The 23,011-nt window shown below is 70.5% G+C and carries 20 protein-coding genes; 10 read left to right on the top strand and 10 right to left on the bottom strand.

What is annotated here, in order from left to right:
- Positions 1 to 166: 166 nt before the first annotated feature.
- The 3 genes from L6Q67_RS12925 to L6Q67_RS12915 form a co-directional block, all read right to left on the bottom strand.
- The gene (locus L6Q67_RS12925; protein WP_296569936.1) at positions 167 to 664 is read right to left on the bottom strand and encodes a Dps family protein; all 498 of its coding nucleotides are present in this window, start codon (positions 662 to 664) and stop codon (positions 167 to 169) included.
- Positions 665 to 795: 131 nt separating this feature from the next.
- Positions 796 to 1,761, bottom strand: a complete 966-nt coding sequence (locus L6Q67_RS12920; RefSeq protein WP_296569934.1) for a ZIP family metal transporter — start codon at positions 1,759 to 1,761, stop codon at positions 796 to 798.
- Positions 1,762 to 1,780: 19 nt separating this feature from the next.
- Positions 1,781 to 1,939 carry a hypothetical protein gene (locus tag L6Q67_RS12915; RefSeq protein ID WP_296569933.1) on the bottom strand — a complete coding sequence of 53 codons (159 nt, stop codon included), beginning with the start codon at positions 1,937 to 1,939 and terminating at the stop codon, positions 1,781 to 1,783.
- 136 nt (positions 1,940 to 2,075) lie between these two features.
- On the opposite strand from L6Q67_RS12915, the gene alkB reads away from it, so the two are divergent.
- From alkB to L6Q67_RS12885, 6 genes are all read left to right on the top strand, one after another.
- Complete coding sequence (alkB, locus tag L6Q67_RS12910) at positions 2,076 to 2,720, top strand: DNA oxidative demethylase AlkB (RefSeq protein ID WP_296569931.1); 645 nt, start codon at positions 2,076 to 2,078, stop codon at positions 2,718 to 2,720.
- Positions 2,721 to 2,811: 91 nt separating this feature from the next.
- Positions 2,812 to 3,159 (top strand): YciI family protein, encoded by a 348-nt coding sequence (locus L6Q67_RS12905; protein WP_296569928.1) that lies wholly within the window; start codon positions 2,812 to 2,814, stop codon positions 3,157 to 3,159.
- A gap of 44 nt (positions 3,160 to 3,203) precedes the next feature.
- Complete coding sequence (locus L6Q67_RS12900) at positions 3,204 to 3,668, top strand: VOC family protein (protein ID WP_296569926.1); 465 nt, start codon at positions 3,204 to 3,206, stop codon at positions 3,666 to 3,668.
- Between the two features lie 11 nt (positions 3,669 to 3,679).
- Complete coding sequence (locus tag L6Q67_RS12895; protein ID WP_296569925.1) at positions 3,680 to 4,036, top strand: YciI family protein; 357 nt, start codon at positions 3,680 to 3,682, stop codon at positions 4,034 to 4,036.
- Positions 4,037 to 4,057: 21 nt separating this feature from the next.
- Positions 4,058 to 4,612 carry a hypothetical protein gene (locus tag L6Q67_RS12890; RefSeq protein ID WP_296569923.1) on the top strand — a complete coding sequence of 185 codons (555 nt, stop codon included), beginning with the start codon at positions 4,058 to 4,060 and terminating at the stop codon, positions 4,610 to 4,612.
- Positions 4,613 to 4,739: 127 nt separating this feature from the next.
- Positions 4,740 to 5,561 carry a peptidylprolyl isomerase gene (locus L6Q67_RS12885; protein WP_296569921.1) on the top strand — a complete coding sequence of 274 codons (822 nt, stop codon included), beginning with the start codon at positions 4,740 to 4,742 and terminating at the stop codon, positions 5,559 to 5,561.
- 66 nt (positions 5,562 to 5,627) lie between these two features.
- Here the strand turns inward: L6Q67_RS12885 and tpx are convergent, their stop codons facing one another.
- Entirely contained in the window at positions 5,628 to 6,131 is a 504-nt protein-coding gene (gene tpx / locus L6Q67_RS12880) for a thiol peroxidase (protein WP_296569919.1), read from the bottom strand.
- A 236-nt stretch (positions 6,132 to 6,367) separates the two neighbouring features.
- On the opposite strand from tpx, the gene L6Q67_RS12875 reads away from it, so the two are divergent.
- Genes L6Q67_RS12875 through L6Q67_RS12860 form a run of 4 tightly spaced genes read left to right on the top strand, consistent with a single transcriptional unit; the run spans position 6,368 to position 13,196 of the window.
- Positions 6,368 to 7,723 (top strand): DUF4062 domain-containing protein, encoded by a 1,356-nt coding sequence (locus tag L6Q67_RS12875; protein WP_296569918.1) that lies wholly within the window; start codon positions 6,368 to 6,370, stop codon positions 7,721 to 7,723.
- 11 nt (positions 7,724 to 7,734) lie between these two features.
- Positions 7,735 to 8,673: a MoxR family ATPase gene (locus tag L6Q67_RS12870; RefSeq protein WP_296569916.1), complete on the top strand. Its 939-nt coding sequence runs from the start codon at positions 7,735 to 7,737 to the stop codon at positions 8,671 to 8,673.
- Positions 8,670 to 9,800 (top strand): VWA domain-containing protein, encoded by a 1,131-nt coding sequence (locus L6Q67_RS12865; protein WP_296569914.1) that lies wholly within the window; start codon positions 8,670 to 8,672, stop codon positions 9,798 to 9,800. Before L6Q67_RS12870 ends, L6Q67_RS12865 begins: the two co-directional genes overlap by 4 nt.
- A 6-nt stretch (positions 9,801 to 9,806) precedes the next feature.
- Positions 9,807 to 13,196 carry a CHAT domain-containing protein gene (locus L6Q67_RS12860; RefSeq protein WP_296569912.1) on the top strand — a complete coding sequence of 1,130 codons (3,390 nt, stop codon included), beginning with the start codon at positions 9,807 to 9,809 and terminating at the stop codon, positions 13,194 to 13,196.
- A gap of 19 nt (positions 13,197 to 13,215) precedes the next feature.
- On the opposite strand, the gene L6Q67_RS12855 is transcribed toward L6Q67_RS12860, so the two are convergent.
- The 6 genes from L6Q67_RS12855 to L6Q67_RS12830 form a co-directional block, all read right to left on the bottom strand.
- Positions 13,216 to 14,700, bottom strand: a complete 1,485-nt coding sequence (locus tag L6Q67_RS12855; RefSeq protein WP_296569910.1) for a c-type cytochrome — start codon at positions 14,698 to 14,700, stop codon at positions 13,216 to 13,218.
- A gap of 12 nt (positions 14,701 to 14,712) precedes the next feature.
- Positions 14,713 to 16,230 (bottom strand): cytochrome c, encoded by a 1,518-nt coding sequence (locus tag L6Q67_RS12850; RefSeq protein ID WP_296569908.1) that lies wholly within the window; start codon positions 16,228 to 16,230, stop codon positions 14,713 to 14,715.
- A gap of 19 nt (positions 16,231 to 16,249) precedes the next feature.
- Positions 16,250 to 18,316 carry a hypothetical protein gene (locus L6Q67_RS12845; protein WP_296569906.1) on the bottom strand — a complete coding sequence of 689 codons (2,067 nt, stop codon included), beginning with the start codon at positions 18,314 to 18,316 and terminating at the stop codon, positions 16,250 to 16,252.
- A 24-nt stretch (positions 18,317 to 18,340) separates the two neighbouring features.
- The gene (locus L6Q67_RS12840; protein WP_296569904.1) at positions 18,341 to 19,216 is read right to left on the bottom strand and encodes a hypothetical protein; all 876 of its coding nucleotides are present in this window, start codon (positions 19,214 to 19,216) and stop codon (positions 18,341 to 18,343) included.
- Positions 19,217 to 19,230: 14 nt separating this feature from the next.
- On the bottom strand, positions 19,231 to 21,852 hold the full coding sequence (locus tag L6Q67_RS12835) for a cytochrome c (protein ID WP_296569902.1): 2,622 nt from the start codon (positions 21,850 to 21,852) through the stop codon (positions 19,231 to 19,233).
- Positions 21,853 to 22,009: 157 nt separating this feature from the next.
- A complete protein-coding gene (locus L6Q67_RS12830) occupies positions 22,010 to 22,918 on the bottom strand; it encodes a LysR family transcriptional regulator (RefSeq protein ID WP_296569900.1) in 909 nt (302 codons plus the stop codon).
- Between the last annotated feature and the right edge of the window lie 93 nt (positions 22,919 to 23,011).

Here is a 23,011-nt window from a genome sequence, read left to right as displayed (position 1 = left end):
CGGTCACCGGCTTGCCTGAGGCTCATGCTGCGGAGGTCGAAAGCGCTTTCCTGACGCTACGGAACGGTTTTCCGTTGTATGACGTCACATTGGCCGGGGACTTGCCCCCGGCCAACGTCACGCAAAACAACAGAACGCCGGCCAGTCACAGCAAGCCCACCAGGCATCACTCCTCCAGCAGGCTGCGCAGCATCCAGGCCGTCTTCTCATGCACTTCCAGCCGCTGGGTGAGCAGGTCGGCGCTGGGCTGGTCGTTGGCCTCGTCTACCACTGGATAGAGCCCCCGGGCGGTACGGGCGGTGGCTTCCTGGGCGGCCACCAGCAGGCGGATCATGTCCCGGGCCGCGGGCACGCCCTCGGGCGCCTCGATGGAGGTCAGGCGGGCGAACTCGGCGAAGGTCCCGGGGGCTGGATGCCCGAGGGCACGGATGCGCTCAGCGATCACGTCCAGGGCGTTCCACTGCTCGGTGTATTGCACCATGAACATCTGGTGCAGGCTGTTGAACATGGGCCCCTTCACGTTCCAGTGGAAGTTGTGGGTCATCATGTAGAGGGTGAAACTGTCGGCCAGGAGGCGCGACAAGCCAGCGGCGATGTCGGCCCGGTCCTGGGCGGCGATGCCGATGTCCATCACGGGGCCGGCGGGGTGGTAGGCGGATTTCATGGCAGTCTCCCTTTGATCAAGGCCACCGCCGGAAATGAATGCCGGCGGGGCTGATTCCAGTATCGGAAGTCCGCCGCCGCCGGTCCAATTGGCAATTTCGCTGATGGGGATTGGCCCTGACTATCCACGAACTACCCCATCGCGGTGTCCAGGAACATCATCACCGCGAAGCCCCCCATCAGGCCCAGGGTGGCCGGTGTCTGGTGGCCGTTGCGATGGGTTTCGGGGATCACCTCGTGGGACACGACGAAGATCATTGCCCCCGCCGCCAGGCCCAGCCCCACCGGATAGGCCAGGGCCAGGCCGCCGGCGATGCCCACGCCAAACAGCGCCCCGAGGGGCTCCATCAGGCCCGAGGCGCCGGCCATCAGCACCGCCCGCCAGGCGCCCAGGCCGGCGGCCCGCAGGGCCATGACCACCGCCAGCCCCTCGGGGATGTCCTGGATGGCAATGGCGCTGGTGAGGGGCAGACCCACGTCCAGCTCGCCCCGGGCAAAGCTCACCCCGATGGCCATGCCTTCGGGCAGGTTGTGCAGGGTGATGGCCAGCACGAACAGCCCGACCCGGCCGATGCGCTCGCAGCCCGGGCCGCAGGGGCCGGTGCTGTCATGGGCGTGGGGGGTGAAGCGGTCGAGGCCCAGCATCAGCAGCACCCCCAGGCCCAGGCCGACCACCACGATCAGAGCGCCGGCGGCGCCGTTGCCGGTCATCTCCTTCGCCGCGGCGAGGCCGGGCAGGATCAGCGAGAAGGAGCTGGCGGCCAGCATCATGCCGGCGGCAAAGCCCAGCAGGCTGTCCTCCATGCGCGCCGAGATGCGCCCCAGGGCGATGCCGGCCAGGCCCCCCAGCGCCGTCGCGGCAAAGCCGGCCAGCCCGCCCAGCATTGCCAGACGCAGGGGCGCACCGCCCCCCGCCAGTCCTTCGGCAATGCCCGAGATCAACATCACGGCCACCGCCGCCATCGACAGCGCCAGCCCGCCCGTCATCCACGGATGCTGGCGCACCTGCAAGCGCCACGCATCACGCCAGGCCTGCACGCCCGAACCCGCCGCCCCCTCGAGGGCCAGCCCGGCCCCCGTCATGTTGTTATCCTGCATGCGCCCTCCCGGCGTGGAATCAGATTGCGGTGGCGAGGAACTGCGCCACCTGGGCAAGAAAGAGCGCAGCCCCCGCGGCGGTGATGACGGCCCCCACAACAAACCGGACGGGATGGGCACGGGCCTGCCCCTTGGCCTGGGCCTGGATTTCGTGACGTGCCAACTGGAGCGTGGTCATGGCTTTCTCCTTGTGCGAATGGACCAGATGGATTCATTCTCCCTACCCATCGGAGCACCGTCCAATTGCCTGTTTCGCTGATCCCGATTGGAAAAAACCATCGCCCTCCCTCTTCCCCCCTCCCCCCTGCAGGCCCATGACTGCCGACCTCTTCCCCGACACCCTCGCCCCCCGTGAAACCCTCCAGCCCGGCGCCCTGCTGCTGCGCGCCTTTGCGCTGGACGACGCCCCGGCGCTGCTGGCCGACGTGGCCGGTGTCATCGCCGCCGCGCCCTTCCGGCAGATGCAGACACCCGGCGGTCAGACCATGTCGGTGGCCATGAGCAGCTGCGGCGAATGCGGCTGGGTGAGCGACCGGCGCGGCTACCGCTACAGCCCGACCGACCCGCACACCGGCGCCCCCTGGCCGGCCATGCCCCCGCGCCTGGCCGATCTGGCCCGCCGGGCCGCCGCCGAGGCCGGCTTTCCGGGCTTTGCACCGGATGCCTGCCTGATCAACCGCTACCTGCCCGGCTGCCGCATGGGCCTGCACCAGGACCGGGACGAAGCCGACCTGAGCCAGCCCATCGTCTCGGTGTCCCTGGGCCTGCCGGCCACCTTCCTGTTCGGCGGCCCGACCCGGGGTGGCAGCCCCCTGCGTCTTCCCCTCGTGCACGGCGACGTGGTGGTGTGGGGCGGCCCGGCCCGGTTGCACTTCCACGGGGTGGCGCCCCTGGCCGCGGGGGATCATCCGGCCACCGGTGGATGCCGCATCAACCTGACCTTCCGCCGGGCCACCTGATTTTTTTGAGGCGGATGTCGATCCGGCACCGGCTGGCCCGTCGACAGCAGGAGAGCCGGCCCACCACGCCGGCAGCACGGAGAAGAGCACCTTGCGATTCCTGATCATCATCAAGGCCAGCGCAGAATCCGAGGCCGGCCAGCCCCCCGATGCCGGGCTGATCGCCGCCATGGCCGACTTTCACGCCACCCTGGCCCGCAGCGGCGCGCTACTCGATGCCGCGGACCTCGCCCCCAGCGCCGAAGGCTGGCGCCTTCACCTTAGCAAGGCAGAGCCGGTGCTCGAACGCGGCCCCTTCGACACCCCGGGCGAGCTCGTTGCCGGCTACACCCTGATCCAGGCCCGCAGCCCCGACGAAGCCCTGGAGTGGGCCCGCCGCTTTCCCACCCCCCGGGGTGCCGGCCACTCCACCCATATCGAGCTGCGGCCGGTACGCTGACTCGCCACCACCGAATCCTGACCCGCCCCACCAAGGAGAACACCATGACCCACCCCATCCCCGCCGACATGCCCGCCCTCACCCCGCACATCGTGTGCCGGGGCGCTGCCGCCGCCATCGATTTCTACGTGCGCGCCTTCGGTGCCGTGGAGCAGGCACGCCTGCCCGCCCCCGACGGACGCCTGATGCACGCCATGGTGCGCATCGGCGGCTCGCCCCTGATGCTGGTGGATGAGTTTCCGGAAATGGGCTGCCACAGCCCCCAGGCCCTTGCCGGCACACCCCTGACCCTGCATCTTTACGTGGAAGACGTGGACGCCGCCATGGCCCGGGCCGAAGCCGCCGGCGCCAGGGTCACCCTGCCCGCCACCGACATGTTCTGGGGCGACCGCTACGGCCGCGTCGAAGACCCCTTCGGCCACGCCTGGTCCCTGGCCAGCCACATCCGCGACATGAGCGCGGACGAGATCATCGCCGCCTCGGTGCAGGGCTGCACCGGCACCCCCTGAAAGGACACCCCATGGCCTACCTGCTGCTCATCAACGAAACCCGCGGCGACCGCGCCGGCCGCCCGGAAGCCGAAGCCCACCGGCTGTACGACGACATGATGGCCTTCTCCGCCAGCCTGCAGGCCGACGGCATCCTGCGCGCCGCCGAATCCCTGCGCACCGACGACCACGCCGTGCGCATCAGCGCCCGCAGCGGCAAGCCCCAGCTCCTCGACGGCCCCTTCGCCGAAGCCCGGGAGATGGTCGGCGGCTTCTTCCTCATCGACGTCGCCACCCGGGAAGAAGCCCTCGCCATCGCCCGGCGCTGCCCCGCCGTCGCCTGGGCCACCGTGGAAGTGCGCGAGTGCGCGCCCTGCCACGTCCTCTGACCCCACCCGAGCACCCTGCTGATGCCCCCCGACGACACCACCCGCAGCCTGGTCGCCCTGTGGCACCTGGAGGCGGCGCGGGTCATCGGCCGGGTAGCGCGCATCGTGCGTGACGTGGGCCTGGCCGAGGACATCGCCCAGGACGTGCTCGTCACCGCCCTGGAGCGCTGGCCCGCGGACGGCCTCCCCGCCAACCCCGCCGCCTGGGAGTTGGATTTCGCCCACCAGGCCGCCGCCGCCGATGTCGCCGAACGCCTCGATGCCGCCCTCTACGACGTTCTGGCGCACGCCGCCCCGTCCCCTGTGGTACGCCTCAACCAGGCCGTGGCGGTGGGCATGGCCTTCGGGCCGGCAGCGGGGCTGGAAATCGTCGAACAGCTGCACAGCGAGGGCAGCCTCGACGGCTACCCCCTGCTGCCGGCCGTACGCGGCGATCTGCTGAGCCGCCTGAACCGCTCCGACGAAGCCCGCACCGAGTTCCTGCGTGCGGCCGGGCTCACCCGCAACGCCCGGGAACAGGCCCTGCTGCAGGCCCGCGCCGACGCCTGCCTGCCTCCACCCATCGAAGCGCGTTGACGGAATGCCCCGGCCTTCGGAATACTGCCGGGCGCGACACACTCGCTGTCACCCGTTTTTCATACAGTCGCGCTCTGCCGCTCACCGCAGCCGGCAGCGGCGCCTCACTCCACACCAAGGAAATACCATGAAGTCCTCCCGCAGCCTGTTCCGCCTCGCCCTGATCGCCGGCCTGCTGGCACAGGCTCCCGCCTTTGCCGCCGAACCGGCCAAAGCCGCTGCCGCCAGCCCCCTCGGCAAGCCCGTGGCAACGGTGAATGGCGTCGTGATCTCCCAGGCCGCCTACGAACTCCTCGCCGCCCGCGCCAAGGCCCAGGGTGCCCAGGACAGCCCCCAGCTGGCCTCCGAACTGCGCGGCCGCCTGATCCAGGCCGAGCTGCTCAACCAGGCCGCCAAGAAGAAGAACCTCGACCGCAAGCCCGAAGTCGCCCTGCAACTCGACATGGCCCGCCAGCAGATCATGGCCAGCTCCTACGTGGGTGAATACATGCAGAGCCACCCGGTCACCGATGCCGCGGCCAAGGCCGAGTACGACCGCATCGTGGTCCAGGCCGGCGGCAAGGAATACCGCTCCCGCCACATCCTGGTGAAGGAAGAGAAGGAAGCGCTGGACATCATCGAGCGTCTGAAGATGGGCGAGAAGATGGAAAAGCTGGCCAGCCTGTCCCTCGACCCGGGCTCCAAGGACAAGGGCGGCGAGCTGGGCTGGGCGGTTCCGGGCGGCTTCGTCGAGCCCTTCGGCAAGGCCCTCGCCACCCTCACCCCGGGCAGCTACACCCAGACCCCGGTGCAGACCCAGTTCGGCTACCACGTGATCCAGCTCGACGAAGTGCGCGACCTGAAGGTACCCAGCTTCGAAGAGACCAAGCCCCAGATCATCCAGCGCCTGCAGGCCCAGGGCGTGGATCAGCACATCCAGGAACTGGCCAAGGCCGCCAAGATCAACTGATCCGCATCACCCGCAAACAAAACGGGAGCCCTAGGGCTCCCGTTTTTTTGGTACTACGAAACCCGATCAGGCCAGGGCAGCCAGGGCGGCGGCGTAGTCGGGTTCGTTCTTGATCTCGCCCACCAGCTCGCTGTGCAGCACGGTGTCGTTCTCGTCCAGCACCACCACGGCACGGGCAGTGAGGCCGGCCAGGGGGCCGCTGGCCAGGGCCACGCCGTAGTCCTTGGCGAAGGCTGCGCCACGCAGGGTGGACAGGGTGACCACGTTGTTCAGGCCTTCGGCGCCGCAGAAACGGCTCTGGGCGAAGGGCAGGTCGGCGGAGATGCACAGCACCACGGTGTTGGCCACATCAGACGCGGACTGGTTGAACTTGCGCACGGAGGTGGCGCAGGTGGGGGTGTCGACGCTCGGGAAAATGTTGAGCACCTTGCGCTTGCCGGCAAAGCTGGCCAGCGGGGTGTCGGCGAGGTCCTTGGCGACGAGGGAGAAGGCCGGGGCGGTCTGGCCCTTGGCGGGCAGATTGCCTTCGACCTGGACGGGGTTGCCGCCGAGGGTAACGGTACTGGACATGAGAGGACTCCTGGGGATCAGTGATGTTGTTGTAGGCCGGCGCGCCCGGGGGCAAGCCAGACGCGCCATGGTAGGGCCGCCCGGGGAATCTGACCAGCCCCCCGAAAGCGGAGCCGGCTGGCGGCAGGACTGCCGTCGGACATCGCCGGGTGAAAGACCGCGCAAGACGATGGCACAGCGCCGGGGTCTGGCATATTCTTCAATGCAAGGAGACTCCCCACGGATCCGCCCACGCCATGCCCCACGAAGCCGACATCCCGGAAATCCGGCAGATCTTCCTGAGCGCCACCGCCCAGGACTGCAAGACCTACCGGGAAGCCGTGCGCAACTTCATCCACGGCAATATCGAGGCCGCCAAGGTCTTCCTGCAGGAGGACTGGGCCGAGGGCGGCAATTTCGTCGAGCCGGTGTGCAAGCGCAAGGTGGACGAATGCGACGCCTACATGGGGCTGTTCGGCTACCGCTACGGCTGGACACCGCCCCTGCAGCGCCGCTCCATCACCGAGCTGGAGTTCCGCTGGGCGGTGGACCGCTGGGGCACGGGCGAGGCCCCCCTCTTCGTGCTGCGCCCGGTGCCGGGCAGCGAGGCCGACCGGCACCTGCGCGATCAGGCCGCCGTCTTCCACGACAAGCTCAGCCCCGTCGACGCTGAGGCCGACCGGGCCGCCCAGCGGGCCTTCCTCGCCAGCGTCGACCAGTGGGCCTCCGACGGACGCATCCAGGTCTTCTACAACGACTCGACGCAGCTGCTGGGCAAGGCCCTGTGCTGCATCAAGAACTGGGACCAGGCGGTACTGCGCAAGGCCAGCCGCAGCCGCTTCGAGGCCCCCGGCACCATCCCCGACAGCGAACTGGGGCAGATCGGCCGGGGCGCGCAGGTCGACGCCCTCTCCGCCGCCCTGGAGGCCCTGCGCGAGCGCCGCGCCGAGCGGGCCGCCGCCTTCCTCATCCACGGCCCCGAGAACCACGGCCAGCTGGAGTTCGTCGAGTTTCTGCGTAACTGGCACGACGAGTGGGACGGCATGGACATCCGCTGCGGCCAGGCCGATGAACCCGACAGCGCCGAATCCCTGATCTGCTGGGCCTGCAGCCAGCTCGGCGAACCGCTCCTGGGCGAGCCGACCATCGACGGCCTGGCGGGGCTTCTGGCCACCCGGCTGGCCAGCCGCTCGGTGGTGCTGATCCTGCGCACCGTGGGGCGCGAGGCCCGGCGCCTGGCGCTCTTCCAGCAGCGCTTCTGGCAGCCCCTGCACGCGGCGCTGGCGGCACGCCCACCCGGCGGTCGGGGGCGCCTGTACTGCTTCATCACCGACCACGAGGCCCTGGCCGACCCACCGGAGGCCGGTTTCCGCACCGACGATCTCGATGCGGACGACCTGGACTACCGCCACATCCTCGCCCTGCCGCCCCTCGGCCCCATCGCCGCCCGGGACGTGCGCAGCTGGCTCAAGGACCTGCGCAAGAACGCCGGAATCAGCCTCGACGAAGACACCCGCGACGCCATCGCCACCTACGCCACCACCCCCGACGGCGCCCCACCCAACGTGTACAACCGCCTGAACCTGCACGGCTTCTGGAGCCGCGCCCGCTGAGGAAAGCCACCGTGCCCGACACCGCCCCCTACGCCGAGTTCACCGGCACCCGCGCAGCCCATTACGTGGCCGCCCCCCACACCGCCACCATCGTCAACCTGGCCATCCGCCTGGGCCGGCCGCTGCTGGTGGAGGGCGAGGCCGGCTGCGGCAAGACCCGCCTGGCCAGCGCCATCGCCGAGGAGCTGGGCATCGGCCTCACGGTGATGACCGTCAAGAGCACCAGCCAGGCCAAGGACCTGCTCTACCGCTTCGACGCCCTGCGCCGCCTGCAGGACGCCCAGGACCCGGCCAACACCGCCGCCCGCCAGGTGCATCCCTACATCGACCTGGAGCCCCTCGGCCACGCCATCCGCGAAGGCCAGCCCCGGGTGGTGCTGATCGACGAGGTGGACAAGGCCGACATCGACTTTCCCAACGACCTGCTCGACGTGCTCGACCGCTTCGAGTTCGACATCGAAGACCTGCCCCGGGCCGAGGACGAGGCCTGCGCCGCCGCCCGGGGCTTCGGCCGCCATGTGAAGGGGCCCGAGGGCGGCGCGCGGCCCATCGTGCTCATCACCAGCAACCGGGAGAAGCAGCTCCCCGAGCCCTTCCTGCGCCGCTGCCTGTACGTGCAGCTGGATTTCCCCGCCGACAACCCGGCCATGCTCGCCGACATCGTGCGCAGGAACCTGGACGCCCGACTGGAGCAGATCGGCGACGAGCTCATTACCGGTGCCGTGGAGCGCCTGTGTCGCATCCGCGAGCGCGGACGCGAGCTGGGCATGCAGAAGCTCCCCGCCACCAGCGAACTGGTGGACTGGGTGCGGGTGCTCCACTGGCAGGGCCGCAAGGCCGAGGCGGTGTCGGTGGACGCCCTCGACGCGGTGGATCAGGCCGTGCTCTTCAAGGTGCGCCAGGACATAGAACGCTACCGCGCCCGCACCGACGACGAGGCCCGCCGGTGAGCGACACCCTGCCACCTTTGCTGCTCGGGCTGTTCCGCGAGCTCAAGGCCCATGGCGTGCCGGTGGGCGTGCGCGACTACCTCGACGGGGTGGAAGCCCTGCGCCTGGGCTTCGGCCAGGGCGACCGGGCCGCCCTGCGGGAGCTGGCCAGCGCCCTGTGGGGCCGCAGCGACGAAGAGCGCCGCCTCATCGCCCGCTGGTTCGACGTGCTGCCGGCCCCCGAGGCAGCACAGATTGCGGGCATCGACGAGGCCCTCGACACCCTCGACGCCCGCGCCGATGAACCCGCCGTCGCGCCGGCCACACCTGCCCGCCCCAGTGCCCCCACCCCCGCCGGCAGCCAGGCCGGCCCCACCGGGATGCCGGGTCCGTCACCCGACACGACGAGCACCGAGGCCGCCCGGGCCCGGGTCTCCTTTGCCGCCGCCCGCGAAGGCAGCGGCCTGCCCGTCCCCCGCCTGGCCAGCGCCCCGCCCATCGGCGAGGACTACGTGCTCGATCCCCAACCCCTCATCAGCCCCCGGGATCTGGCCGTGCTGTGGCGCCGCTACCGCCGCAGCACCCGCCACGGCCCGCGCACCGAGATGGACCTGGCCGCCACCCTGCGCGAGCGCTGCCGCCGCGGCCTGCTGTGCCGCCCGGTGTGCCGCCCCCGGCGCAGCAACAGCGCCCGGCTGCTGATTCTCGCCGACGCCAGCCCGAGCATGGACCCGTGGCGGCCCTTCCTGGCTACCCTCGCCGCCTCCCTGCCCCTGGGCCGGCTGGCCCGGGCCGAGCTGCGCTACTTCAGCAATCAGCCCCGCCGGCAACTCTACGCCACCCCCGACCTGGACCAACCCGAAGACCGGAACGAGGTGCTGCGCCGCCACGCCGGGGCCGCCCTGCTGGTGGTGAGCGACGCCGGCAGCGCCCGGGGCGCCCTCAACCGCCGCCGCGCCCTGCAGACCACCGATTTCCTCGACGAGGCCCGGCGCCTCTTCCCCGCCGCCGTGTGGCTCAACCCCATGCCCAGACGCCGCTGGGCCGGCACCACCGCCGGGCTCATCGCCACCGGCCCGGTCCCCATGCTCCCCGTCGATGCGCCCCACCTGCTGCGCGCCATCGACATCCTGCGCGGCAACAAGTAGCCCGCCATGCCCTACCCCGCCGCCCTCGGCCAACGCCCACTGGAAGTCCACGAGGCCTACGCCGCCCTGGAGCAGTTTGCCGCCGACTACGGCCGCGACCCGCTGCTCCTGCTGATGCACGCCGCGGTGCCCGAGACCCTGCGGCCCGACCTGCTCAACCTGATCCGGGTGAACTTCCTCGCCGCCCACGGCCCCGACCCCAGCCTGGAAGCCGACGTGCTGTTCTCGCCGCTCTCCACGGCCCTGGGCGGCGGCTACTACCGCATCGACCCTCAGGTGCGCTGGCACTGCCTGGTGATGCTGCGCTCCCTCCACCGCCACGACCCGCGCCCGCGCATCCGGCGCATCGCCGAGCTGCTGTGGCGCTACGTGGAAGCCCGCGAGCACGCCGCCAGCCGCGCCGCCGACCCGCAGATGGCCGAGTTCCTGGACATCCAGCGCTGGGTCGCCCTGGCCTTCCTCGAACCCGCCAGCGCCGCCCACGCCTTTGCCGACGCCCTGCGCCAGGTGGACGCCAGCACCAGCAGCGTGGCCCTGCGCCTGGGCGGCCTGGCCTCGGCCATCGAGGTGCCCCTCGCCGGCCAACCCGAACTCATCGCCTACGCCCGCGGCCTGGACGCCCTGGCGGGTGGCAACGACGACGAAGCCAGCCGCCTGCTGGGCGCCCTGGGCAGTGACGAGATCCGGGTCGGGGACATCGTGCTGAAGGCACCGGGGGCGGTGCTGGCGGAGTACCGGACAGAGAACTCCGCGCCAGCCGCCCAAGGCAGTGGCCGCACTCCGCGACGGCGCTGCCTGGTGATCCAGGCCACGGGCATGCAGACAGACGCCACCACCGGGCAGCTGCGTGACATGGATGCCAGCTACCGGGAGATCCGCGAGACGGTGACAGAAGCAGGCATGGAGAGCTCCCGGGCGGATACCCGGACGCTCAGTGTCGTCGCCAGCCCACAGTGGTCCGATCTGCTCAGAGACATCCTCCATGCAGATACCGTGATCTGCGACCTGAGCACCCGCGACGACATGGTGCTTTACCTGACGGGGGTGTGCCTGGCACTGCGCCCCACCAACCTGGAGTCCCTTGCGGACGAGACCTTCCCCATCGAGTTGCTCCCCGACTGGATCGGCGAAGTACTCCGCTATCCGCCGCCAGCCAGTACCGCCTCCGCCAAGCCGCCACTCCGGCACCTCCTGGCTGAGCGGCTGCAGCATGTCGCGGCCGGCTCGGCGGTCGTGCAGCAGCGCAGCCTGCTCCAGAACACCCTCATGCAGCCACCGATAAGCATGGCCTCGCCGCCACAGCTTTCGGTGGACCAGACACCCACGGCCAGCCCCGCCATCTCCGGCGCCGAAACGGAAGAGCTCTCCCGGACCTGTCTGGTGATCCAGACCCATTTCATCACTCAGAGGCAGCACGACCCAGACAGATTGCTGGACCTGCTCAGTACCGAGCTCTCGGCCGCGGGGGCGCACTGCGTACGCCTGGACTCAGCAAGCCCGGGCCTGGAGATCAAGCAACTCAACCTCCTCCTACGCGCCCCACTGGCCATCGTCGACCTCTCCGCCAGCCCGCCCGACGTGCTCCTCCAGCTCGGCCTGCGCCACGGCCTGCGCCCCGGCCGGACCCTGCTGCTGGCCGACGAGGACTACCGCATCCCCCCGGGGCTCGCCACCCTGCGCATCCTGCGCTACAAGCAACTGGGCGAAAACGTGGGCAGCCGCGAGGCGGCCCGGCTGCGTGGCGAAATCGGCAACTGGCTCAAGGCAGCGATGGCGAGCCCGGCAACGGACAGCCCGGTCTACCTCGCCCTGCCCGGGCTCCGCCCCCCTGTCCGGCGCCCGCCGCCCCCCGAGGCAGAAGCCCGCGACGAAGCCCCGGCGCCCCCCCGGCCCCGCGTATTCATCTCCTACGTCCACACCTACCGCCAGTACGCCCAGCCCCTGGCGCGGGCCCTGGCGGCCGAGGGCATCGACGTGGCCTGGGACATGGACCTCAAGGCCGGCGACGCCTGGCACGAAAAGCTCGACGCCATGCTCGACGAGGCCGATGCGGTCATCTCCATCGCCGGCGCAGGCACGGCAACGAGCGCCTTCGCCATGGCCGAAATCGACCGGGCACTGCGGCAGGGCAAGCACCTGTTCCCGGTGCTCGTCGAGCCGATCACCGAGCCCGCCGCCCTGCTCGAAAACCAGGTCGCCAACACCGGCGCTGACGGCCACATCCGCTATCTCGGTGGGCTATCCGAGAACGAACGACCTTCGGCCATCGCCGGGATCGCCAGCGACATCGCCAACTCGCTCCGCGATAGCGAGGCCTGGAATGCAATCCCCGCCGGCAGCGGTCAGACCCAGATCCCCAACATCCTCTGGAAACTCGTCATCCGCCTGCGGAGCGAGGGCGTCCTGCAGTTCATCCTCGACCTCGACGGCCAGCGCATCGAGGCCGCCGTGCACTTCCAGCGCACGCTGGTGGACCAGCTGCTGCGCGAACTGCTCGCCGACATGCAGATCCACCGCGAAGCCCTGCTGGCCCTCACCCAGCTGCTCATCCCCCGGGAGCTGGCGTCCCTGCCCCGGGCAAACCGCTATCACCTCAACCTCGGCCCGGACACTGCCGCGCTGCCCTGGGAGCTGCTCCTCCACGACCTCGCGGACCCGTTTGCCGACCTGTTCCCCTCCAGCGTCATCCGCCGCCTCGACGGCCTGCGCCCGGCCTCACCCCGGCGGCGCCCGGACAGCCTCAGCGCCCTGCTGATCGGCAACCCCCAGACCTCCAGCACGCTGCCCAACACCGATGGCGGCCTGCCGGACCTGCCCGGCGCCCAGCAGGAAGTGGCGGGCGTGATGAACATCCTGCACAACGCCGGCTTCACCACGAACGTCGGCACCGGCGAGAACGCCTCGGCCATCATGAGCCGGCTCTTCGCCCGGGATTACCGCATCCTTCTTATCAGCGGCAACGCCGTGCACGAATACCCCCTGCCGGGCGGGCAGAAGGTCACCGGCTTCGTGCTGAGCGACGGGGTCTTCCTCACTGCGCTGGAACTGCAGCAGATGCGCGTCATGCCCGACGTTGTCTTCCTCAACGGCTGCCATGCCGGCCGCCCTGTTGCCGGCGGCAATGACGGCCCGCCCCGGGACATGGTGCTGGCGCTGCTCAAGGCCGGCGTGCAGGCCGTGATCGCTCCGGGCTGGGCGGTGAATGACCTGGGGGCCGCCGCCTTTTCCGAATCCTTCTTCACCGCCCTCGCGAGTGGCAGCCGCTTCGAGGACGCGGTGGACGCAGCCCGGCAGGCCGCCTCACGGGCCACACCGGAGCTCAACACCTGGGCCGCCTACCAGGCCTGGGGCGACCCGGACTACCAGCTCCCACGCCCCTCCGGGTCCGCGGCCTGAGGCCCCGGCTCGCCCGGGCTCACAAGGTCTTCAGATACTCAACCAGCGCCTCCTTGTCGGCCGCCGGCAGCCTGGTGCCGAATTCGTGGCCCTGGTTGCCGCTGCCCCGCTGGCTCACATCCATGCGCGTGCCCACCCGGCGGGCCTCGTCGCCGTCGGTGATGAAGCCCACCTTCAGCGGGTCGAACACGTCGTAGCCTCGCCAGAATTCCCGGGGCCGCTGTGCTGCGGGCTCCAGCAGGTCGCGCAGGGTGGGCACGGCGCCGTTGTGGAGGTAGGGGGCGCGCAGCCAGATGCCGTCGAGGAAGGGGATCTTGTAGCCGGGCAGGTCTTCCTCCACCAGGCCCTTGCGGGTGATGCCCATGGCGGCCACCACCTGATTGCCCTTGATGGCCGAGGCCTTGTCCCAGGTGTCCAGGCGGCCGGGGTCGGTGCCCACCTCGGCCAGGGGGATGCGTGTGCCGGTGCGCGGGCTGGCGTGGCAGGCGGCGCATTCGGCGTCGAACACCCGCTTGCCGGCCGCCGCCCGGGCGGCATCCACCGGGAAGGGATAGAGCGGTGGCGCAAGGGCGCTCAGGTAGTCCTGCAGCCATTTCACCTGGGCGTGGAAGTCGGCCTTGTCGGCCGGGGGGGCGCCAAGCACCCCCAGGGCCGAGTCGATCATCACGGAGTGCACGTCGTGGGTGTCGCCGGCGTAATTGGGCAGCTGGCCGGTCTCGGCCTTGTATTTGGCCAGGTTCCATACGGCGGGGATGTCGGCGGGGCCGAAGCGGTCGTCCATGGGCGCCTTGAGCATGAAGTAGCGGGTCAGGTTCATGCCGTCATCGCGGCCCCGCCCCCATTCCGGAAAGTCCGGGCGGAAGATCCAGGCAAACTGGGCCTCCCGCTCCAGCAGGCGCTTGCGCGTCACCGGGATGATCACGAAGCGGTAGAGCAGCTGGTCGATCACGTCCAGGTGCGTCACACGGTTGATTTCGGCCATCAGGATGTCGGCGTTGAAGCGCGGGTCGCGGGCGCATTCGATGAGCAGGCGGAAGAAGTTCTCGATGTTCACCGTATGCCCGGGCCCGCCGCTGACGAAGACCGGGTTGGAGTCGGGGCTGCGCCGGTAGCTGGTGGTATGGCAGGCGGCGCAGTTGTTGCCCACCCGGGGAAAGCCGATGGTCTTCTTGGTGAAGCCGACGGGCAGCTCCTGGCCCTGTTCCCAGGCCACGCCCAGGGCGGCATAGCCACCTGCCACCTGCTGGCCGTCCTGGCGGAATTTCTCGGGGAAGACCCGGGGCAGCACGTAGAAGATCCAGTAGGGCACGCCGGCGTCGTGTTCGGCGCCGATGGAGCCATAGCGGAAGCGGCTCTCGGCTGATTCGAAGACCCAGGCGGGCTGGGGCTCCTCGCGGAAGCCACGGCTCCAGCCCAGATAGGCACCGACGATGAGGGTGAGGAGCAGCACGACGGCAGCGGCGCGCAGCCAGACACGTCGCGGGATGGAGGCGGGAAAGGTCATGGCGGGCTCCCCTCAGAAAGTCTTCAGGTACTCGACCAGGGCGGCCTTGTCGGCATCGGGCAGCGCCGTGCCGTAGCGCTGCCCCTCGTGGCCGGCGTTGCCGTTGCCCGGCACCGTGGTATCGAAGCGGAACAGGCGCTTGCCGTCCACCTGGGGCTGGTCGGAGACGAAACCGACCCGGGCCGGGTCGTATACATCGCTGCCGCGCCAGAACACGGCCGGCCGCCGGGCCGCCGGCTCCAGCAGGTCGCGCAGGCTGGGCACCGAGCCGTTGTGCAGGTAGGGCGCCCGCAGCCAGAGGCCGTCCAGGGGCATGTTGGCGTAACCATGGGTCTTGCGGAACTGGGTGAAGCGCCAGGGGTAGCCGGCGTAGAGGGTGGCCTGGTTTACCGCCAGGGTGTGGGTGTAGGAATCCAGGCGGCGGCGGTCGGTGCCCACCTCGGCCAGGGGCGTGACCCGGCCCACGTAGGGGCCGCTGAAGTCCCGCCCGCTGGCGCCGTGGCAGGCGGCGCAGTATTCGGCGTAGAGCGGCGCACCCCGCGCGGCCAGGGCCTGATCCACCGGAAAGAGCGTGCCGAAGGCCGGCGGCTCGGCGTCGAGGATCCACTCCTCCACCCGGCGGATGCGCGGCAGGTCGATGGTGGGCGGAGTGGTGCCGGTGCCGAAGGCGGCGCTCTTGTTGCGTTCGGTCATGTCGGTGTTGTTGCCGTCCCAGTGCAGCTCCATGGCACGGGGTTCGCGGCGCGGGCGCTGCAGCCACAGGGACGGAAAATCCGCCGGCGCGTCGAACTCCTTCGGGTCGAGCCGGTGCATGGGGAAATTGAAGATCACCTTGGCCGAGTTGAAGGTGTCCACCCGCCCCGGGCCCCAAGGGTGCTGCTCGAAGACCCACTCGAAGCGCCCCTTCAGGGCCAGCACCCGGTCACGCATGATGGCGATGGCGGCGGGGTAGACCAGGTAGCGGTCCAGCAGGTCCAGGTCGGCGCCCTGGCGCTGGATCTCGGGGATCAGGTACTCCTTGGCAAAGCGCGGGTCGGCGGCGCAGCGGAAGAAGAACTCCTCGAAGGCCTTCATGTTGAACTGGGCGGCGGGCATGCCCGGCACCAGCAGCGGCGGCTGGCCGGCAGCGGTGCGCACGGTGCTGGTGTGGCACACGGCGCAGTTTACAAAGACCCGATCCACCCCCTGGTAGCGGCGCCGGGACGTCCCCACCGGCAGGTCGCGCAGGCTGCCGTCGGGCTTGGTCTCGTAGAGCATGCCGATGGACTGGTAGCCGGGCCCCGGCAGGTACTGGCCGCACACCTCGGGCAGGGCCCGCCAGATCCAGTAGGGGAAGCCCATCTCGTGCTCGCCGCCGGTGGAGCCGTACTTGAAGTGCTCCACCGGGTCGGCGTAGTCCACCGGGATGTCGCCGCCAAAGCGCCCGGCGAGCCACAGCAGGATGGCCGCCGGCAGCAGCACGGTGAAGGCGAAGAGGGCCAGGAAGCGGCGCTTCCAGCGCGCGGCGGGGATCACGGCTCGGTGGGGCATGGCGGCATCCTCCTCGGGGTCATGGCGTGGGGGCCAGGCATGGGCGCAGGGCTTCGTAGCCGCCGGCCAGCAGGCTGTCGATGTCCGGGTCGCGGCCGCTCTCGGCCTTGAGAAGGGCGGCCACGGTGACCTCCAGGCCGGCCCGCGCGGGGCTCGCGGCCCAGGCTGCGGGGTGGGTGCCCAGGGCCGGCAGCAGGGTTTCGGGGGGCATGGGCGTCTTGGCCCGGGCGGCGAAGGGCAGGCGGGCCATGGCCAGCCGTACGTAGATGCGCGGGGCGCACTGGCGCAGGCGCGCGGCCAGCCCGTCGGCCGGGCCATGCAGGAAGTTGGGGGGCGAGGCCTCGCTGCCCAGGTGGCAGGCGGCGCACCAGGCCTGGAAGGCCGCCAGGGAGGCAGGCAGGCCGCCTTCGGCCAGCGCGGAGCCCCCCGGATCGGCGGCCAGTGCGGGAGGCGGAGACACCCCGGGCCGCTCTCGGGGCGTGTCGCCGAGGGCCGTCAGCAGGGCGCGCATCAGGGCCGCCCGGGGAAAAGGCTGCCCGCCCGGCAGCAGGTCCGCATCGGCGCCCCCGGCGATCCGGGCCAGGGCCATGCCCAAGGCCTGACTGTCGGCGCGCACGGTCAGGCGCAGGCGGCCCTGCCCGCGGACGACACCGGTGGTGTCCAGCGCCTCCAGCACATCGCCCCCCGCCAGACGCAGGCCGGGCCGAGGCGTGAGGGCAAACGGGGCCCGTGCTGCCTCACCGTCGAGGCTGAGGCGCCGCACCTGGCGGCTGTCCGGGTCGAGGTCCAGGCTGGCACCCCGGGCATCCTGACAGCGGGAGGCCCGGGACGCGGGCAGCGGGGTGCAGGTGAGCTGCCGGACCACCCGGGGCAAGGCGGCGCCCTGCCGGGCCAGGGCCGCCTGGAAACGCGCCCAGTCGCCGTCGGCGACGAATCCGGCCAGGCCGCCCACCGCCTCGGCGACGGCATCCGCCCCGTCAGCCCGCCAGAAGCTGTCGGGCAGGCGGGGCGCCAGGGGGTCGAAGGCGGCCGGCACATGGGCGCGGGCCTGCCGCGCGGCGGGGTCATCGGGCCAGCGGGTCAGCCCCTGCAGGGGGTTGCGGTTGGGCAGGTCGGCCCGCCCCAGGGCCAGGCCGCCGGGCCACAGGCGGGCGGCGGTGGCCTTGAGGGTGGCGGCTGTCCGGGCGTCAATCGCCTGGGCGGGCGGCAGGGCCAGGCCATCGGCCAGGCGCAGACGCAGGGCCGCGGCGTAGAGCCCAGCCCGGCAGTGCTGCCCGTCGGGGCCGGGGCCGCAGCCCTCCTGCCACAGGCGCTGGGTCAAGGCCAGGCGGTTGGCCCGGCGCACGGCGTTGTCGATGGCGTAGGGCAGGTCCACGCCCCGCCGCGGGGCGATGCCATGGAAATCGCGGCCCTGGGCTTCGAGCAGGGCGGCCACCGCCGGATTGGCGTTGGTCTCGTCCCACAAGGCCCGGGAGAAGATGGGCGCACCGTTGTGGTGGCAGGCAAAGCACACGTTGCGGTTGGCGTAGCGCACCCGGGGCTGGCCGCCGGCCCGGTAGTCGCTGACCAGCTGGAACTCGAAGCGCCCGGCGGCCTCGTTGTAGCTGATCACCTCGAGCACCGCCGCCTTCTCGAGGTAGCCGATGTAGAGGCGGTCGCGGAGCAGCCAGGGGGAGCCCGGCGCGGGCGCGCCGTCGGCGGCGATGACCACCCGGGGGAAGCGGAAATAGTCGGGGGCCGCCGCGCTGCGCTGCAGGGAACGGCCGAGGGGGATCAGCACCGCCTTGACGGGCGGCAGGGTGCTGCCGGGGTCGGCCACCAGCTCGGCGCCGATGCGGGCCACCAGTGCCTCGAAGGGAAAGGGCAGCGCGTGCCGCCCGCCCGGGCCGGCAAAAAGCATGTCGAAGAGGGAGGCGCCCGCCGGCGGCAGCTGCGGGCCCGGCCCGGCCGGGTCAACGACCCAGGTGGGCCCGGGCGGGGGAGGCTCAGCGCCCCAGGCCATCGTCACCAGCGCCAGCAGTGCCGTCAGGGCGCCGAGGGCCCCCCGCAGCGGCACCCACCCGAGGCTGGCCCGGCGATGGTCCATGATGGCGCCCCACCCCACCGGCCCTCAGCCGCCGGCCGCCACCACGAGCTTACGGGGCTGGGTGCCGGGCCAGCAGTCCTCCTGCACCTGGCCGGTCTTGACGAAGGCGTCGCGCCCCTGCTCGTCCATGGCCTTGTTGTAGAGGGTGAAGTTGAGGGCGAAGGCCTTGTCCAGATAGGCCCGGCCCAGGTAAAAGCCGGGGCGGATCATGCGGATCTCGTCGCGCACCCGCAGGCCGCGGCGGCCGGCCAGGAAGTCGGGGTTCTCCTGGTAGCCGGCGATCTCGTCGGTGAAGAAGTAGTCGATGATGATGGACTCGCGCCGGGCGTCGAGCAGGCTCTGCCCGCAGTAGAGCTTGGCCGGAAAGAGCAGCCAGGTCTCCTTGCCCTCGAAGTTCATCTTTGCCGGGTCGCCCTTCACCAGGCCCATCTTCTTGAGCAGGGAGAGATCTTCGATGCGGTTCCTCAGCACCCGGTCGTTGCGGTAGAAGACCTTGCCGCGCCACAGGGTCTCGCCCACGTCCTCCAGCACCAGGCCCTTGAGGTGCAGGCCCATGCCGGTAAAACCGCCGACGATCTCCGACAGGCGGAACTTGCCGGTGCCGCCCCGGGGCAGCAGGATCTTGCCGTCAAAGGCGCCGTCGGGGATGGGGCCGGCGCTGAGGCGGGCGTAGATCTGGTCGATCTGCTCCTGGTCGAGGGTGGCCAGCCACTCCGGGGTGATGCGGGCGATCTCGGCGGCGGACAGGGGATGGGCATAGTCCACCTGGGCCAGGTCCTGCTTGGAGGCGTAGGCCTTGTCCCAGGGGGCGAAGGCGATGTTGGGCTGGGGCACGTCCTTGCTGCAGGCGGCGAGGCCCAGCACGGCGCACAGGGCCAGGGCGAGTTGGCGGGCGGGCATGGCGGCGGCTCCTCTCACAGGGTGGCGAGGAAGGCGGTGACGGCCTTCTTGTCGGCTTCGGAGAGGTCCTCGCCGAAGCGGTGGCCCTCGTTCTCCACCAGCTGGTCGCAGGTCTGGTAGTGGGCCGCCAGGAAGTCGCGCTTCTCCCGCAGGATCTCCACGAAACGCGCCGGGTTCTTGAGCACGTCGTCGGCGATGGCCTGCAGGGTGGGCACCAGATCCTTCCGGCCGGCGGCCTCCAGCCGGGCCGGGTCGCGCTTGGCCAGGAAGAGATCACCGATGAGCTGCTTGTGCAGCAGACCGTTGAGGAAGCCGGCGCTCACGCCCATGGGGATCTTCACCTGACCGAAGCCACCCAGGGGCTTTTCGGTCTTGCCCTCGACGGGGCGGATGCCCAGGTCGATGAGCAGGTCGGCGTTGGTCAGGGTGATCTTGCGGCCCCGCTCGCCCGGGTGCAGCAGCTCGTGCATGGAGCGCCTGTAGAGCTCGAAGCGGCCCTCCACGCTGGGATCGTAGCGCAGGCATTCGGGCTGGCTGGCCAGCAGGCGGTTGTCGGCATCGGCATAGCGGGCGCGGTGGAAGTCGTTGTCCTTGTTGGCCGGTTTGCCGCAGATCTCGGGGCCGATGGCGTTGTTGTGCATGAAGGGCGCGGTGCTCCACACATTCACCAGGGAGATGTTGCGCAGGTAGCCCCGGCCGCCGTTCTTGAGGGCCTCGGGTTCGGGGATGTCGGCCATCACGCCGCGGCCGCGCAGGCTGTCGGAGCCGTATTCCATATAGAGGTGGCCGGCCATGTGGTTGGAGTGCAGGGACCGGCAGCGGAAGGTGCCCACCTCGGTCACCGGCACGGTCTGGTCGTTGCTCAGGAAGTCCGCGCGGACCTTGCGGGGGTGGGCCTCGTTGGGGGCGGCGAAGTCGCGGCTCTTGAAGGGCCCACCCTCGGCCTCGGGGATGCTCGAGTGGCAGCGGGCGCAGTTGTCGGCAAACACCGCCTGGCCCCGGGCCACGGCCCCCTTGCCGAACTCCTTCTCCAGATCGGCCACCAGGTCGGCGCGGGTGTAGGCCGCCGCCGGGTTCTTCGCCTTGCGGGCATTGGCGCGGGCGGCGTGCAGGTCGGTCTCGTCGGATTCGGCCGAGGCGAAGAAATCCAGGAGGTTCTGCAGGCGGTCCTCCACCGCCCGGAAGCTGGGGCAGTCACGCCGGCACTGGCCCACGTTGAAGGGTGTCTGGCCAAAGCCGCGTTGCTCCGGGTCCACCTGGCGCATGTCGGTGAAGTGATTGACCCAGCACTGTTCGGCGCAGGAGCCGATGTTGAAATACACCCGCTGGATGGCCTCGTGGGCGCCGGTGGAGTCTTCGCCGCCCTTCAGGATGTGGTGGATGCCGGGCAGATTGACCTTGGTGCCGCCCAGGAAGACCGGCGTCACGTCGTCGTTGCGGGTGCCGAACTGCCAGCACTTGCCCTGGCGGCCGGGCTCGCACCAGCATTTCGCCTCGTCCTTCTCGGCACCGCACTGGGCCACCTTTCGCCACTTGCTCACCGCCTCGCCCTTGAACACCGGGCGCTGGGCCACGTTGATCAGGGCGTTGATAGTGCCGGGGTTGTTCACCTGGTCGTGGGAGATGGCCGAGGTGTCGGTCACCCCCGGGCGGGCGTGGGCGAACATCTGGTATTCGAGGGCGGTCTTGTGCATGCCGGAGCCGAGCAGCTCGGACATGCGGGTGTACTGGTTGCCCACCAGGCCCTTGATGTTCTCCCACTTGGGGTGGGCCGGGTCGGCCGGCGGGTTGAGGGGGTCGAAGGCGATGTGGCAGGACCCGCAGGAGGTGCCGATCAGGAAGGGCGGCTCGACGGAGGCATCGGCCAGCTTGCTGACCCGGCTGTCGGATTCCAGGCCCGTGACGCTGTCCATCTTGCGGTTGAAGCCGGCCCAGGTGCCCAGGCTGCCATTGACGGCCTTCCACTTGTCCGGGTCGAAGCGCGGGTTGGGAAACTTGCGGATGCCCAGGGCGCCGGTGGAGGTGCCGAAATGGAGGTCGCAGGCGCTGTGGCGCTGGTCGGTCTTGCCGCCCTGGCTGTGGGGGTCGTCCGGGTCGAGGGCGGCGTCCTTCAGGCCGCAGGCCGGGTCCACGTAGCCGGTCTGGCCCACGTGCTTGAGCAGTACGTCGTCGCCAGGGCACCAGTCGAAGCCGTAGGTTTCGTCGAGGGATTTTGCCGGACAGCCGTCGGCGCCCGGGGTGCAGCAGGCGGGGTCGTTGATGATGCCCCAGGCCCAGAAGCGGTCGTTGCGCTGGTCGGCCCGCAGCACCCGGAACCAGTCCACCAGCACGCCCACGCGCTGCTGGAAGGTGTAGGTGTGGAAGCGCTCGTTGCCGCCGGTGGCCTTGAACCAGATCAGGCGGCCAACGCATTCGGATTCATTGAGCCCCTCCCGAGCGCAGGCTTCCCGGTAGGGCAGGTCCTGGTCCTGGATGCCGGGGTCGGGCAGTTGGGCGAGGGCTGACGGGGGCGCGGCCGGCGCATCCGCCGCATGGGCCGGCGCGGGCCCTGGCGCCGGGCTGTCCGGCGAGGCGAAATGCAGGATGAGGAGGAGCGAGGACAACAAAGCCAGCACGGCAATGACGGTGCGCTTCATGGATGCATCTCCTGTTCCGGAAGACTGCATGCCGGCGCCTCCCTCCGCCACGGGATGCTGAATGCGTTCTTGTGTGCTGGCGGGGCTCTCTGCGGGGGCCGGTTATGGAATCGTTATAGCAAAGATCTCTCTCCCCGCAATGCAACATGACGCTACGTCAAGACAGGCCTTCATCCCAGTACGGGGTCGGCCCGATGCGCTCCGCCAGATAGTCGGCCAGGGCCCGCACCCGGGTGGGCAGGTAGCGGTTGCTGGGAAACACCGCGTGAATGCCCAGCTCGGGCCCCGGGTAGTCGGCCAGCACCACCTCGAGCAGCCCGGCGCGGACGGCGGGGGCGGCAATGAAGCTGGGCTGGCGCACGATGCCCAGCCCCCGCTGGCAGGCATCGAGCAGGGCGTCGCCGCTGTTGGCCTGCAGACGGCCCTGCACCGGCACCCATTGCAGCGCCCCGCCCACCTGGTAGGGCCAGGCGCTGCGGGCGGTGCCGGTGTAGCCCAGGCACTGGTGGATCAGCAGATCGTCCGGCACCCGGGGCCTGCCGTGGCGGGCCAGGTATTCGGGGGAAGCCAGGGTGAGCAGGCGCGAGGTGCTGAGGCGCCGGGCGACCTGGGTCGGATCAAGCTCGGTGGTGATGCGGATGGCCATGTCGAGGCCGGACTCGATCAGATTGACCTGGCGGTCGTTGAAATCCACGTCCAGGCGCACCCCGGGGTAAGTGGTGATGAAATCGGCCACCAGGGGCGCCAGGTGGCGCACGCCAAAGCTCACCGGCACGCTGATGCGGATGGGCCCGCGGGGCGCCCGCTCGTCGCCGGCCAGGTCGCCCTCGGCGGCATCCACCAGGGCCAGGATCTCCCGGCAGCGCTCCAGGTAGACCTCCCCCGCTGTGGTGAGGCGCAGGTTGCGGGTGCTGCGGGCGATCAGCTTGACGCCCAGGTGGGCCTCCAGGGCGGCGATGCTGCGGGTGATGGCCGAGCGGGCCAGCCCCAGGCGCTCGGCCACCGCCGTGAAGCTGCCCGCCTCGGCCACGCGGATGAAGGTGGACATGCCCTCGAGTCGATCCATTGTTTCAAATCCAGCAACAAATAATTTCCCATTAAAGGCTATTTCAAGGCGAATCGAAAGCCTAAAGTACGCCCATCTAATTCTTGAACCCAG

The sequence above is a fragment of the Zoogloea sp. genome (assembly GCF_023150065.1).
In the GTDB taxonomy this organism is placed as follows: domain Bacteria; phylum Pseudomonadota; class Gammaproteobacteria; order Burkholderiales; family Rhodocyclaceae; genus Zoogloea.
Note: the sequence above shows the minus strand (reverse complement) of the source record. Positions and strands in the feature narration are given on the sequence as shown.

What these genes read in the sequence shown, in the direction of transcription:
- L6Q67_RS12920 (WP_296569934.1), bottom strand. Translation starts at nt 1,761, where the DNA reads ATGCAGGATAACAACATGACGGGGGCCGGGCTGGCCCTCGAGGGGGCG.
- L6Q67_RS12860 (WP_296569912.1), top strand. Translation starts at nt 9,807, where the DNA reads ATGCCCTACCCCGCCGCCCTCGGCCAACGCCCACTGGAAGTCCACGAG.
- L6Q67_RS12850 (WP_296569908.1), bottom strand. Translation starts at nt 16,230, where the DNA reads ATGCCCCACCGAGCCGTGATCCCCGCCGCGCGCTGGAAGCGCCGCTTC.
- L6Q67_RS12900 (WP_296569926.1), top strand. Translation starts at nt 3,204, where the DNA reads ATGACCCACCCCATCCCCGCCGACATGCCCGCCCTCACCCCGCACATC.
- alkB (WP_296569931.1), top strand. Translation starts at nt 2,076, where the DNA reads ATGACTGCCGACCTCTTCCCCGACACCCTCGCCCCCCGTGAAACCCTC.
- L6Q67_RS12885 (WP_296569921.1), top strand. Translation starts at nt 4,740, where the DNA reads ATGAAGTCCTCCCGCAGCCTGTTCCGCCTCGCCCTGATCGCCGGCCTG.
- L6Q67_RS12830 (WP_296569900.1), bottom strand. Translation starts at nt 22,918, where the DNA reads ATGGATCGACTCGAGGGCATGTCCACCTTCATCCGCGTGGCCGAGGCG.
- L6Q67_RS12895 (WP_296569925.1), top strand. Translation starts at nt 3,680, where the DNA reads ATGGCCTACCTGCTGCTCATCAACGAAACCCGCGGCGACCGCGCCGGC.
- L6Q67_RS12840 (WP_296569904.1), bottom strand. Translation starts at nt 19,216, where the DNA reads ATGCCCGCCCGCCAACTCGCCCTGGCCCTGTGCGCCGTGCTGGGCCTC.
- L6Q67_RS12835 (WP_296569902.1), bottom strand. Translation starts at nt 21,852, where the DNA reads ATGAAGCGCACCGTCATTGCCGTGCTGGCTTTGTTGTCCTCGCTCCTC.
- L6Q67_RS12925 (WP_296569936.1), bottom strand. Translation starts at nt 664, where the DNA reads ATGAAATCCGCCTACCACCCCGCCGGCCCCGTGATGGACATCGGCATC.
- L6Q67_RS12845 (WP_296569906.1), bottom strand. Translation starts at nt 18,316, where the DNA reads ATGGACCATCGCCGGGCCAGCCTCGGGTGGGTGCCGCTGCGGGGGGCC.
- L6Q67_RS12855 (WP_296569910.1), bottom strand. Translation starts at nt 14,700, where the DNA reads ATGACCTTTCCCGCCTCCATCCCGCGACGTGTCTGGCTGCGCGCCGCT.
- L6Q67_RS12915 (WP_296569933.1), bottom strand. Translation starts at nt 1,939, where the DNA reads ATGACCACGCTCCAGTTGGCACGTCACGAAATCCAGGCCCAGGCCAAG.
- L6Q67_RS12875 (WP_296569918.1), top strand. Translation starts at nt 6,368, where the DNA reads ATGCCCCACGAAGCCGACATCCCGGAAATCCGGCAGATCTTCCTGAGC.
- tpx (WP_296569919.1), bottom strand. Translation starts at nt 6,131, where the DNA reads ATGTCCAGTACCGTTACCCTCGGCGGCAACCCCGTCCAGGTCGAAGGC.
- L6Q67_RS12890 (WP_296569923.1), top strand. Translation starts at nt 4,058, where the DNA reads ATGCCCCCCGACGACACCACCCGCAGCCTGGTCGCCCTGTGGCACCTG.